Below are 12,683 nucleotides of genomic sequence, written 5' to 3' on the forward strand. Positions count from 1 at the left end.
CCCTATTCCTTGTAATAGACGATTTGCTGCGTCGTGACCAGCAGCTCGCCGGTCTGGCTCCACAGCTGGCCGGTCTGGTCGAAGAAGCCGTTGGCAAACACCTGGCCCGCGGCCTGGCCCAACAGAAAACCGTCGCCCACCGCGGCCAGCGTGGCGGCGTCGACGTGGAAGTACGCGGTCATCGACACGGTGCCGATCGGCGTCTGCACGGCACGGCGGCGCCACACGCGCGGAAAGAAGACGTCGGAAAACGCGGCCAGGCTGGCAAAGTCGAGCGGGCGCGGCGGCTCGTCGCGCACCCACATGCGCGTCAGGCTCGGGGTCTCGCTGCCGTCCCATTCGGTCGGCATGGGGCCGACCAGCGGGCGCATGTTGTAGCGCTCGATCCAGCGGACCCACCCGCGCACCTCTGCTCGCGCGACCTCGTCCGGTGCAGCCACCTCGGGCATGGGGGTGTCGTTGACGCTCCAGGTGCTGCGGCGCACGGCGGTGACGGCAGTGGCGGTCAGCACGGTGTGTTCGGCGCCCTGCGCGTCGGCCTGCGTCATGCGCAGCGTCCAGTGCTGGGTCGAACGGTTGGTGCGCGCCGGTTGCGCCCAGATGTGAAAGGGCGCGTCGGCCACGGCCGCCGCGAAGTTGACGGTGAAGGCGATGGGGTCGCCCAGGCGCTGTGGGTGCAGCAGCACGGCCTGCAGCATCTGCGCGGCCGACACACCGCCAAACGGGCCGACCATGTTGGCGTAGGCCGGGTGTGCGGCGCCGTCAAAACGCAGCGCGCCATCGGCCGCCGGGCCATCCGCCTGCGGCACCAGTGCCAGCGCCTCGTCAAGCGGATGAAGGGAGGTGGAAGAAGCGTCGCTGCGGCTCATGGCAAGAAGGGCGGTCAGTTCGTCAAGACAGCAAAACTAACACGCGACCACGGCGGTGCTTGTCGCTTCGGTGCCTTGCCCGCGCAGTGTCGCGAGGGCGTGCAGTTCGGCTTCGGTCAGCGGCCAGAGCGCGTCGGCGCAGGCGCTTCGAAACCAGCCCAGGTGACCGATGCGCGGCAAGCCCAACGCTTCCGGCACCACGCGCTGTACGGCTTGCGGCGCGCCGGTGTAGAGCGCCAGCAAGCCCTGCAGCGAGGCCTCCGACAGCATCTCGTCGTCGCTGACCAGAAAGGCGCTGATGGGAAAGCGCACGCGCGCGTAACTGGCGCGGGCCGCCGCGCCTTCCACGCCAACGCTGTATTCGGGGTGCAGGCACCAACGCCGCCACTGCCACATGACGCCGCGCGGCAGGTCGCCGATCAGCCCCAGGCGCCTGCCCGGGAAGTAGCCCGCAAGCGCCGTGGTCACCGGCACGATGCCCCACCAGAACAGGGGCGACTGGCGCCGCTGGCGCGCCGGGTAGTGGCGCCAATAGCCGATGCCGGTGGCCACAGCGAGCAGGCCGTCCACCTGGTCCGGCTGCGCGAACAGGCCAGGCAGTTGCGCGCCCAGGCTGTGGCCCACCAGCAGCAGCGGCCCGTTGGGTGTGGTCGCGCGCGCGTGGGCGACCACGCTTTCAAAGTCCCGCGCCCAGTCGTGGAGCGTGGCGCGCGATTGGCGCAGGCTGGGACCAAGCGCGAGGGAAGCGCCCTGGCTGCGGTAGTCGAAGCTGAACACCCGCCAGCCGCGCGCCGCCAGCCAGCGCGCAAAGGGCGCGTAGTGGCTTTGCGGCACGCCCATCGCGCCGCCGATGACGACGCAGCCGTGGGCGGGCCCTGTCGGCGGGTAGCTGCGCAGCGCGATGCGGGCGCCGTCCGGCGCGCTCAGCACCGCGTCGGAATCGGCCGCGGCAGGCGCCTGGGTCACCACGCCGCCGTGCTCAGACGCGCTCGAAGATGCCGGCGGCGCCCTGCCCCATGCCGACGCACATGGTCACCATGCCGTACTTCAGCTGGTGGCGGCGCACCGCGTGCACCACGGTGGCCGAGCGGATGGCGCCGGTGGCGCCCAGCGGGTGGCCCAGCGCAATGGCACCGCCCATGGGGTTGACCTTGGCGGGGTCGAGCTTCAGCGTGTTGATGACGGCCAGCGACTGCGCGGCAAAGGCTTCGTTCAGCTCAATCCAGTCGATCTGCTCTTGCGTGAGGCCACCGGCCTTCAGCGCCGCCGGGATCGCCTCGATCGGGCCAATGCCCATGATGTGCGGCGGCACGCCGCGGCTGGCGTAGCTGACAAAGCGCGCCAGCGGCGTCAGGCCGAAACGCTTGACCGCAGATTCGCTGGCCAGGATCAGCGCACCGGCGCCGTCGCTGGTCTGCGAGCTGTTGCCCGCCGTCACGCTGCCGCGCGCGGCGAACACGGTGCGCAGCTTGGCCAGGCCTTCCAGCGTGGTGTCGCGGCGCGGGCCTTCGTCGATGTCAACCACGCGCTCGGTCTGAGTGACCTCGGCGGACTTTAGGTTGACGCTGCGCTCGGTCACAGTGACGGGCGTGATCTCGTCCTTGAATTCGCCCGCGGCGATGGCCTTCATGGCGCGCTGGTGCGATTCCAGCGCGAAGGCGTCCTGCGCCGCGCGGCTGACGTGCCACTGCTGCGCCACCTTCTCGGCCGTCAGGCCCATGCCGTAGGCGATGCCGTAGTCGTCCACGTTGTCGGTGTTGCCGAAGATGGCGGGCGACAGGCTGGGGTTGTTGCCCATCATGGGAACCATGCTCATGCTTTCCACGCCAGCGGCCACCATCACTTCGGACTCGCCCACGCGGATGCGGTCCGCCGCCATAGCCACGGCCGACAGGCCGGAGGCGCAGAAGCGGTTGACGGTGATGCCGCCCACGCTCTTGGGCAGGCCGGCCAGCACGGCGCCGATGCGCGCCACGTTCAGGCCTTGCTGCGCCTCAGGGATGGCGCAGCCGCAAATCACGTCCTCAATGGCTGCCGGGTCCAGCCCCGGCGCCTGTGCGAGCACCGCGCGCAGCGTGTGCGCGAGCAGATCGTCCGGACGGGTGTTGCGGAAATAGCCTTTGTGCGAACGCCCGATGGGCGTGCGGGTGGCAGCGACGATGTAGGCGTCTTGAACTTGTTTCATGGTCGAACTCTTTCTCGGTTGGCCCGCCACCTAGGCAGGGCATGCCATGGGCGCCACGCTGGCCAGCGAACGCCGTGCACGGACCTGCGCCGGGCACTGGCGTTGTCCCCCTTCCCAACAGAGAGGGAGGAAGGCGCGAAGCGACTCAGGGGGGTGCATCTCAATTCCGGACCGGCTTGCCGGTGGACAGCATGCCCATCATGCGTTCTTGCGTCTTGGGATTGGCCAGCAGCGAGGTGAAGGCCTGGCGCTCCAGCGCCAGCAGGTAGTCTTCGTCCACCAGCGTGCCGGGATCGACATCGCCGCCGGTCACCACGCCGGCGATCAGGCTGGCGATGTGGAAGTCGTGCTGGCTGATGAAGCCGCCGTCGCGCATGTTGACCAGCTGGCCCTGGATGGTCGCCTTGCCGTCGCGGCCGGCCACACGGAACTGGCGCTTCATAGGCGGACGATACCCGGCCGCGTGCATGGCCTTGGCTTCGGCAATGGCGACGAACAGCAGCTCGTCCTTGTTGGGCACGACGACGTCGCTCCACAGCAGGTAGCCGAGTTGGCGCGACTCCAGCGCACTGGTGCCGACCTTAGCCATGGCCGCGGCGGTGAAGCCTTCGGTCAGGAAATGCAACAAGTCCTTGTCGGTGCTGGTGGCGGCGTTTTCAGCCGCACGGCGGGCGATGTAGGTCAGGCCGCCGGCGCCGGGCACCAGGCCCACGCCGACTTCAACCAGGCCCATGTAGCTTTCCATGATGGCGACGCGGCGTGCACTGTAGATGGACAGCTCGGTGCCGCCGCCCAGCGCCATGCCACGGATTGCAGCCACCACCGGCACCTGCGCGTAGCGCATGCGCATCATGCCGTCCTGCAACTCTTTCTCGAGCGAGTCGACGAAGCTCGATCCGCCGGCGACGAAGCCCTGCAGCATGGTCTCCAGGTCGGCGCCGACGCTGAACGGATCGTCCCCCGGCCAGATCACCAGGCCCTTGTAGTCCGCCTCGGCCAGCTCGATCGCCTGCATCAGGCCTTCGCCAGCGGCCGGGCTGATGATGTGCATCTTGGTTTTGAGCGTGGCGATGACGACCTCATCGTCCAGCGTCCAGATGCGAATGGCATCGGTCTCCGCCAGGGTCTTGCCCGCAGTCTGGAAGCGCGGCCCGCCTTCGCCCAGCAGCAGCTCGGGGAACAGCTGGCGCTGGTAGACCGGCAGCTGGCGGCGCGGCTCGAAAGTGGCCGTGGCGGGGTTCCACGAACCCTGTTCGGTGTGCACGCCACCGGCATCGGCCACCGGGCCCTTGAACACCCAGTCCGGCAGCGGCGCCTTGCTGAGCGCCTTGCCGGCGTCGATGTCCTCCTGGACCATCTTGGCCACGTCCAGCCAGCCGGCTTCCTGCCACAGCTCGAACGGGCCCTGCTTCATGCCAAAGCCCCAGCGCATGGCCTGGTCGACGTCGCGCGCGGTCTCGGCGATGTCCTGCAGGTGCACGGCAGCGTAGTGGAAGCCGTCGCGCAGGATCGCCCACAGGAACTGGCCCTGCGGCCCTTCGGCGTTGCGCAGCAGCTTCAGACGATCACCCGCCTTTTTCTTGAGCATGCGGCCGTAGACTTCGTCGGCCTTGGCGCCCGCCGGCACGTATTCGTCCTTTTCGAGGTCGTAGCGCAGGATGTCGCGACCGACCTTCTTGTAGAAACCCGCACCCGTCTTCTGGCCCAGACTCTTCATGTCCAGCAGCTTGGCCAGCACCGACGGGGTGGCGAAGCTGTCGTAGAACGGATCGGTCTCGGCCGTCAGGTTGTCCTGCAGCGTCTTGATGACGTGGGCCATGGTGTCCAGGCCCACCACGTCGGCGGTGCGGAACGTGCCGCTGGACGCGCGACCCAGGCGCTTGCCCGTCAGGTCGTCCACCACATCCACGTTCAGGCCGAACTTCTCCGCCTCTTTCATGGTCGCCAGCAGGCCGGCGATGCCGATGCGGTTGGCGACGAAGTTGGGCGTGTCCTTGGCGCGCACCACGCCCTTGCCCAGCGCAGTGGTGACAAAGCTTTCCAGCTTGTCGAGCACCTCGGGCTGCGTGGTGGGCGTGGGGATCAGCTCCACCAGGTACATGTAGCGCGGCGGGTTGAAGAAGTGAATGCCGCAGAAGCGCGGGCGCAGCGCTTCGGGCAGCGCCTCGCTCAGCTTCGTGATCGACAGGCCCGAGGTGTTGCTGGCCAGCAGCGCGGTCTTGCTCACGAAGGGCGCGATCTTGTGGTACAGGTCGCTCTTCCAGTCCATGCGCTCGGCAATGGCCTCGATGATCAGATCGCATCCCTTGAGCTTCTTCAGGTCGTCGTCGTAGTTGGCGACCTCGATCAGCTCGGCATCGCTGGCCACGGCCAGGGGCGCGGGCTTGAGTTTTTTGAGGTTGTCGATCGCGCGCGTGACGATGCCATTCTTGTCGCCTTCCTTTGCAGGAAGATCGAACAAGATCACCGGCACCTTGCAGTTGACGAGGTGGGCGGCGATCTGCGCCCCCATCACCCCGGCGCCGAGGACGGCGACTTTCTTCACGTTGAACTGGGACATGTCATCCATTCCTTGGATCTTGGTCGCGCCGCGCTGCGCCACAAGGGCGCGCGGCGCGGCGATTTACTTCACCCGTTGCCAGGTCTGCGTGCGCCAGAAGGGGCCGATGGAGCCGCGCACTTCCAGCTTCTGGCCGCCGTCGGTGGGTGTCAGGCGCAGCGCGTAGTCCTTGCCCTTTTCGGGGTCGAGGATGCGGCCACCTTCCCACACGTCCTTGCCTTCGGCCTTCTTGGCGCCGCGGATGATTTCCAGGCCGACCATCGGCTTGTCCTTGCGGTCGCCGCTGCACTGATCGCACACCGATTTGGGGTCGGCGCCCGGGCGCAGCAGTTGCTCGATGTGGCCGGTGAGCACGCCGCCATGGTCCGCGACGACGATCTGCGCCTTGGGCTGCTTGGTGTCGTCGTCAACGCTGCGCCAGGTGCCCACGGGCGTCATCTGGGCGTTCGCCAAGCCTGCGGCAAACACTATCAAAGCAATAGCGGCTCGCGCAGATGGCTGTAGGGCCGAAAGCCTATTCTTCATGAAATCACCCCTAGGAAGGCTGTTGGGCCATCTGCGTGGCTCAGGCCAGCGCAGCGTCTGTGTCGAGCAGGTTGGCCACGCCAGAGCGCGCGGTGCGCATCAGGCTAGCGGTCTCGGGGAACAGGCGCGCGAAGTAGAAGCGCGCGGTCTGCAACTTCGCCTGGTAGAACGGGTCGGTATTGCCTTCGGCGATGGCCTTCAACGCCACGCTCGCCATGCGCGCGAAGAAGTAGCCGAACACGAGGTGACCGGCCACGCGCAGGTAGTCGACGCTGGCGCCGCCCACTTCGTCGGGGTTGACGAAGCCCTTGAAGCCGATTTCGGTGGTGAACTTGGTCATCTGGTCCGCCAGGTAGGCCAGCGGGTTGATGAATTCGGCCATCTTCTCGTTCACGCCTTCGGCGGCGATCAGCGTCTCGATCTGCTTGCCGAACTTGCGCAGCGTGGCGCCCTGGTTGGCCAGCACCTTGCGGCCCAGCAGGTCCAGCGACTGCACGGTGTTCGTGCCTTCATAGATCATGTTGATGCGGGCGTCGCGCACGAACTGCTCCATGCCCGTTTCGTGGATGTAGCCGTGACCGCCGAACACCTGCATGGCGTGGTTGGTGGCGGCAAAGCCGTTGTCGGTCAGGAAGGCCTTCACGATGGGCGTGAGCAGCGCGACGATGTCGTCGGCATCCTTGCGCACCTTCTCGTCGGGGTGGTAGAGCGACTTGTCGAGCATCATGGCGCAGTAGATGCTCATGGCGCGGCCGCCTTCGGCGTAGGCCTTGGCCGTCAGCAGCATCTTGCGCACGTCGGGGTGCACGATGATCGGGTCGGCCGGCTGGTCCTTGGCCTTGGGGCCGGACAGGCTGCGCATCTGCAGGCGCTCCTTGGCGTAGACCAGGGCGTTCTGGTAGGCCACTTCGGTCAGGCCGAGCGACTGGTTGCCCACGCCCAGGCGCGCAGCGTTCATCATCACGAACATGGCCTGCAGGCCCTTGTTGGGCTCGCCGACCAGGGTGCCAACGGCGCCGTCCAGCGCAATCTGCGCCGTGGCGTTACCGTGGATGCCCATCTTGTGCTCCAGCCCCGTGCAGAACACCGGGTTGCGCGCACCCAGGCTGCCGTCGTCGGCGACCATGAACTTGGGCACCAGGAACAGGCTGATGCCCTTGCTGCCCTTGGGGGCGTCCGGCAGGCGGGCCAGTACGAGGTGCAGGATGTTGCTGGTGAAGTCGTGCTCGCCGGCGCTGATGAAGATCTTGTTGCCGGTGATCTTGTAGGTGCCGTCGGCCTGCGGTTCGGCCTTGGTGCGCAGCATGCCCAGGTCGGTGCCGCAGTGCGGCTCGGTCAGGCACATGGTGCCGGTCCACTCGCCGCTGGTCAGCTTGGGCAGGTACTTTTTCTTCTGCTCGTCAGTGCCATGCGCGTGCAGGGCCTCGTACGCGCCGTGCGACAGGCCGGGGTACATGGTCCAGGCCTGGTTGGCGCCATTCAGCATTTCGTAGAAACACTGGTTGGTGACGAAGGGCAGGCCCTGGCCGCCGTACTCGGAGTCGCACGACAGCGCGGCCCAGCCGCCTTCGACGTACTGCGCGTACGCCTCCTTGAAGCCTTGGGGGGTGGTGACCTCGTGTGTGGTCTTGTCCAGCGTGCAGCCTTGCGAATCGCCGATCAGGTTGAGCGGCTGCGTCACCTCGGAGGCGAACTTGCCGCCCTCTTCCAGCACGGCGTTGAGCGTGTCGGCGTCCAGGTCGCCGTAGCGCGGAATGGTCTTGAGTTCGTCGACCACGTTCAGCACTTCGTGCATCACGAACTGCATGTCGCGCAGAGGGGGGGTGTAGCTGGGCATGGAAAAAGCTCCTGTGGTGTATTCGGGAAGCGGTGAATCGGTTAGGCGCCGTAGCGCGCCAGGATGTTGTCGAAGCCGCGCAGCGCGCGCGCCATGGAACCGGGGCGCTGCAGAAAGCGGGCGTCGTAGTGCAGCGCCAGGATCAGGGCGTGGATTTCAAAGGTGATCTGCCGTTCGTCGGCGTCGGGGACCAGGTGGCCTTCATCGCGGGCTTGTGCGACGGCGCGCTCCATGGCCTCTTGCCAGGCGGTGACGGCCTCAATCAGCGCGTCGCGCACGGGGCCGGGGCGGTCGTCGAATTCGACCGCGCCGCTGATGAAGATGCAGCCGGAATCGAGTTCGGCGCTGGTGTAGCGCATCCAGTGTTCGAACAGCGCGCGCACCCGCGGCAGGCCGCGCGGCAGCGCCAGGGCGGTGTGAAAAACTTCGGCCTCGAAGCGCGCGTAGTATTCGCGCACCACCGAGATCTGCAGCTCGTCGCGCGAGCCGAAGTGGGCGAACACGCCCGACTTGCTCATCTCCATCACCTCGGCCAGCGCGCCAATGGACAGGCCTTCCAGGCCAACCTGCGCCGCCATGCGCAAGGCGGCGTCGACGATGGCGGCCTTGGTCTGCTGGCCTTTGGCCAACGCACGGTCGGCCGGCGCAGGCCGCGCACGGCGTGTCGGGGAGGCTAAGCGTTGGGGCATGGCTCAATAAAACGAACGGTCGTTCTATTTTGCGTCGAAGCGGAGCATTCGCCAAGCGATTCACCCCAGCCCCTCTTAGGTATTTACCCTAGGATCAGGGCCGCCCTGCCCTATTTCAGACGGAACGCCACCACATCCTGATGCTGTTCGCCCAGGCCGTCAATGCCCAGCGCCATGCGATCGCCGCGTTTCAGGTAGCGCGGCGCGGGTTGGCCGGCCGCGTCGCGCCAGCCCATGCCGACGCCCGGTGGCGTGCCAGTGGTCAGCACATCGCCCGGTTCCAGCGTCATGAAGCGGCTGACGTAGCTGATCAGCTTGGCGACGTTGAACACCATCGTGCGGGTGTTGCCTGTCTGCATGCGCTCGCCATTCAGATCCAGCCACAGGCCCAGCCGCTGCGGGTTGGGCACTTCGTCCCGCGTGACCAACCACGGGCCGATTGGGCCGAAGGTGTCGCAGCCCTTGCCCTTGTCCCAGGTGCCGCCGCGCTCGGTCTGGAATTCGCGCTCGCTCACATCGTTGACGACGCAATAGCCAGCAACATGGTCCAGCGCGTCCTTTTGCGCAACGTACCGCGCCGTGCGGCCGATGACCACGCCCAGTTCGACCTCCCAGTCGCCTTTTTTCGAGCCCTTGGGCAGCATCACCGGGTCGTTCGACCCCTGGATGCATGAGACGGCCTTGGCGAAGATCACCGGCTCTGCCGGCACGGGCAAGCCCGCCTCAGCCGCGTGGTCGGCGTAGTTCAGGCCTATGGCGATGAACTTGCCCACCTGCGCCACTGGACAACCCAGGCGCGGGCGGCCACGCACGGCAGGCAACTGCGCCAGGTTGAGCCTGCGCAAGCGCGCCAAGGCCACGTCGCCCAATTGGGCCGGACCGATCTCGGGGATGACGGCCGAGAGGTCGCGCAACACCCCATCGGCGTCCAGCACACCGGGCTTTTCCTTGCCCATCGGGCCATAGCGAAGCAGTTTCATCAGGGAGTCCTATCAAGTACCCCCCGAATCTACATGCTAAGCTGAATGCAGCTCTGGCCCTAGTCGGATCGGCACAAGCAGCTCCTGGTTTCAGAGCATCCTGGTCAACGCAGCATCAAGCGATTCGGTCGGTGAGCGCCGGAAGCCCGAGCGCGCGAAGCGCTGCAAGCGCCCCACCATGAAAGACGTTAGCACCGAAGCGCTGAGTTGCGCATCTGCCGTGGGGGTGACGCTGTCGGCCCCGTGCCCATCGGCGAGCACCGCGTCGCGCAGACCTTGGCGCAGTGCGGCTTCCAACTTATCGAACAACTGGTTCATGCGCTGCTGCAAGCGCTCGTTCTCAAATACCAGGGCATCGCCCACCATCACGCGGGTCATGCCGGGGTTCTTCTCGGCGAACTGCAACACCATGGTGACCACACGCGCTGCGCGGGCACTGCCAGCAGCCTCGCGTTCAGCGATCTGATTGACCAGGCCGAAAACGGTGCTTTCAATGAAGTCAATGAGCGCTTCAAACATCTGCGCCTTGCTCGCGAAGTGCCGATAGAGCGCGGCTTCACTCACACCCAAGCGCGCTGCCAAAGCGGCGGTCGTGATCCGCTCTGCGCCCGGCTGCTCCAGCATGGTTGCCAGGGCCTGCAGGATCTGTGCGCGGCGCTCGCCCGGCTTGGGACGCTTGCGCCCCAACGCTGCTTGCGCGGGCGCAGCATCGGTAGCGGAGGAAGCTTCGGCGGGGAGGTCTGACGGCAGCATAGGGCGACCAAATGTGTCGAAATGATTCTCGCACAAACAGAAGCATTTCGTTCACAGTGTCTACCCGAGTCTGACTTGACTTGGGGCAGATTTCACGGCCCGCCCGCCCTGTGACGCCCGTTTCGCGCCCTTGGTCGATACAAAACCCGGTTCAGTGCGAGCGGATCATGGTGCCAAACGGCTGATCGGTCAGCACTTCCAGCAACATCGAATGCGGCACCCGGCCGTCGATGATGTGCACCGCATTCACACCGCTCTTGGCCGCATCAAGGGCGCCTGCGATCTTAGGCAGCATGCCGCCGGAAATGGTGCCGTCCTGCACCAGATCGTCAATGCGGCGCGGCGTGAGTTCGGGCAGCAGTTCGCCTGCCTTGTCCAAGACGCCCGGTATGTTGGTCAGCATGAGCAGCTTCTCGGCTTGCAGCACCGTGGCCAGCTTGGCTGCAACGACGTCGGCGTTGATGTTATAGCTCTCGTTCTGCTCACCAAAGCCGATCGGACTGACCACCGGGATGAACTGGTCGTCCTGCAGGGCTTGCACGACCGAGGGATCGATCTGGTCGATGTCGCCGACCTGGCCAACGTCGTGCTGGACATTGGGATCCTTCTGGTCCATCAGCTTGAGTTTGCGTGCGCGGATCAGGCCACCGTCGCGCCCGGTCAACCCCACAGCCTTGCCGCCCGCCTGGTTGATCAGCCCGACGATATCCTGCTGCACTTCCCCGGCGAGCACCCACTCGACCACTTCCATGGTTTCAGCGTCGGTGACGCGCATGCCCTGGATGAAATGCCCCTGTTTGCCCAAGCGCTTGAGCGCCGTCTCGATCTGCGGGCCACCGCCATGAACCACCACTGGGTTGATGCCCACCAACTTGAGCAGCACGACATCTTCTGCGAACGCGGCCTGCAACGCCGGGTCGGTCATGGCGTTGCCGCCGTACTTGATGACCATGGTCTTGCCGTGGTACTTGCGGATGTACGGCAGGGCCTGCGCGAGGATATCGGCTTTGTCGCGGGGAGGAAGGCTTTTGGATTCGGTCGACATGGGCTTTTACAAGAAGGACTGGTTGATCAGGCCAGTGCCGATGATAGGGTAGTGCTACCAGCGCGAATTGCGAAACACCCTAGGCACTTTGAAGCGGATGATCGCGATGTAGGCCAGAACGTAGGAGACGACGAACAGGAGACAGAACCCTACCAGCACCGCGGTGTTGTTCCAGAACAGGATGGCGGGCACTACCGTCAACAAGGTAAAGGCCCAAAGGTAGGGCGACGTGCGGTTATTGCGCATCAGCATGCGGCGGGATTCGTCGTCGTCGAACACCTCGCGCACGATGCGGCGGTAGATCAACTGGTGGAAGTGCAAGGCGTCCGCCACCCCGGGGGATACGCCGCGGCCGAGCTTACGGTAGATGCTGAACAGCGTTTCCCACACGGGGTAGATCAGCAAAAGCATCGGGAACCATGGCGAGACTACAGGATGGCGCTGGACAAGCGTGAGGCTGGCCAGCCCGATTACCAGGCCCCAGATGTAAGCGCCGCCATCGCCAGAGAAAATCATGCCGCGCGGGTAGTTCCACACCAGAAAGCCACCAGTGGCAGCGGCCGTTGAAATCAGCACAGCGGCCAGTGCCCTGTCTCCCACCTGCAACGCCACATGTGCCAGCGCCAGGCAGACGATCAGCGCAACCATGCCCGCCAGACCGTTGTAACCGTCAATGATGTTGAATGCGTGGGGCAGCCCGGCTATCGCCATTAGCGCGATGGCGCCGCCAATCCAGGGCGCCATGGCCAGCAAAGTATCGAAACCCGGGATCGCGGTCGTCGACACAGACAAGCCCAGCCAAAGCACGGCCAGCAAACCGGAGGCCGTGGTCAGTGCGAGGCGGTAGCGCACCGACAGCCGCTGCGTCATGTCCTCGATCACACCGCCCAGCACCGCCGGCAGCATCACCAGCAACCAGCCCCAGACCCAACCGTGCAGATTCAGGGAGGCTGGGTTCCCCCACAGCCGTGTCTGCAAATAGCCAAGTACCCATGCAGCGACCGCACCGCACAATACGGCTACGCCGCCGATTCGAGGCACGTCCCCGAAGTGAAAGCGCTGAGGGAGATTGTGGTCGTATGCCGCTGCATGCTTTCGGGCCCAACGGATAATCACGGCCCCCACGACGAGCGCGACGAGAAATGCCAATACGCTCAGTGCGATCACAAAACGCCTTGTTCGTGGATTGTTTGCTGCTTAGGCGGCATCGTGTTTGAAATACTGTGATCGTACCCGCTCG

General features: G+C 65.7%; 11 protein-coding genes. All 11 read right to left on the reverse strand.

Annotated elements, in window-relative coordinates:
* Positions 1 to 2: 2 nt before the first annotated feature.
* The 11 genes from FVQ98_RS02885 to FVQ98_RS02935 all read right to left on the reverse strand — a co-directional run bounded on the left by FVQ98_RS02885 (position 3) and on the right by FVQ98_RS02935 (position 12,610).
* Complete coding sequence (locus FVQ98_RS02885) at positions 3 to 869, reverse strand: acyl-CoA thioesterase (RefSeq protein WP_147911923.1); 867 nt, start codon at positions 867 to 869, stop codon at positions 3 to 5.
* Between the two features lie 36 nt (positions 870 to 905).
* Complete coding sequence (locus FVQ98_RS02890; protein ID WP_147911924.1) at positions 906 to 1,835, reverse strand: alpha/beta hydrolase family protein; 930 nt, start codon at positions 1,833 to 1,835, stop codon at positions 906 to 908.
* 13 nt (positions 1,836 to 1,848) lie between these two features.
* Complete coding sequence (locus tag FVQ98_RS02895; protein WP_147911925.1) at positions 1,849 to 3,054, reverse strand: acetyl-CoA C-acyltransferase; 1,206 nt, start codon at positions 3,052 to 3,054, stop codon at positions 1,849 to 1,851.
* A 160-nt stretch (positions 3,055 to 3,214) separates the two neighbouring features.
* Positions 3,215 to 5,614, reverse strand: a complete 2,400-nt coding sequence (locus tag FVQ98_RS02900) for a 3-hydroxyacyl-CoA dehydrogenase/enoyl-CoA hydratase family protein (RefSeq protein WP_147911926.1) — start codon at positions 5,612 to 5,614, stop codon at positions 3,215 to 3,217.
* Positions 5,615 to 5,677: 63 nt separating this feature from the next.
* Positions 5,678 to 6,052, reverse strand: a complete 375-nt coding sequence (locus tag FVQ98_RS02905; RefSeq protein ID WP_255507599.1) for a DUF2147 domain-containing protein — start codon at positions 6,050 to 6,052, stop codon at positions 5,678 to 5,680.
* Positions 6,053 to 6,179: 127 nt separating this feature from the next.
* The gene (locus tag FVQ98_RS02910) at positions 6,180 to 7,976 is read right to left on the reverse strand and encodes an acyl-CoA dehydrogenase C-terminal domain-containing protein (RefSeq protein WP_147911928.1); all 1,797 of its coding nucleotides are present in this window, start codon (positions 7,974 to 7,976) and stop codon (positions 6,180 to 6,182) included.
* 41 nt (positions 7,977 to 8,017) lie between these two features.
* Positions 8,018 to 8,665, reverse strand: a complete 648-nt coding sequence (locus FVQ98_RS02915) for a TetR/AcrR family transcriptional regulator (protein WP_147911929.1) — start codon at positions 8,663 to 8,665, stop codon at positions 8,018 to 8,020.
* A gap of 110 nt (positions 8,666 to 8,775) precedes the next feature.
* Entirely contained in the window at positions 8,776 to 9,645 is an 870-nt protein-coding gene (locus tag FVQ98_RS02920) for a fumarylacetoacetate hydrolase family protein (protein ID WP_147911930.1), read from the reverse strand.
* A gap of 90 nt (positions 9,646 to 9,735) precedes the next feature.
* Positions 9,736 to 10,398: a nucleoid occlusion factor SlmA gene (gene slmA / locus FVQ98_RS02925; RefSeq protein WP_147911931.1), complete on the reverse strand. Its 663-nt coding sequence runs from the start codon at positions 10,396 to 10,398 to the stop codon at positions 9,736 to 9,738.
* Positions 10,399 to 10,549: 151 nt separating this feature from the next.
* Positions 10,550 to 11,443 carry an acetylglutamate kinase gene (gene argB / locus FVQ98_RS02930; RefSeq protein ID WP_147911932.1) on the reverse strand — a complete coding sequence of 298 codons (894 nt, stop codon included), beginning with the start codon at positions 11,441 to 11,443 and terminating at the stop codon, positions 10,550 to 10,552.
* 54 nt (positions 11,444 to 11,497) lie between these two features.
* Entirely contained in the window at positions 11,498 to 12,610 is a 1,113-nt protein-coding gene (locus FVQ98_RS02935; RefSeq protein ID WP_147911933.1) for a glycosyltransferase family 4 protein, read from the reverse strand.
* Positions 12,611 to 12,683 lie beyond the last annotated feature (73 nt).

The sequence above is a fragment of the Ottowia flava genome (assembly GCF_008017535.1).
Classification (GTDB): Bacteria; Pseudomonadota; Gammaproteobacteria; order Burkholderiales; family Burkholderiaceae_C; genus Ottowia; species Ottowia flava.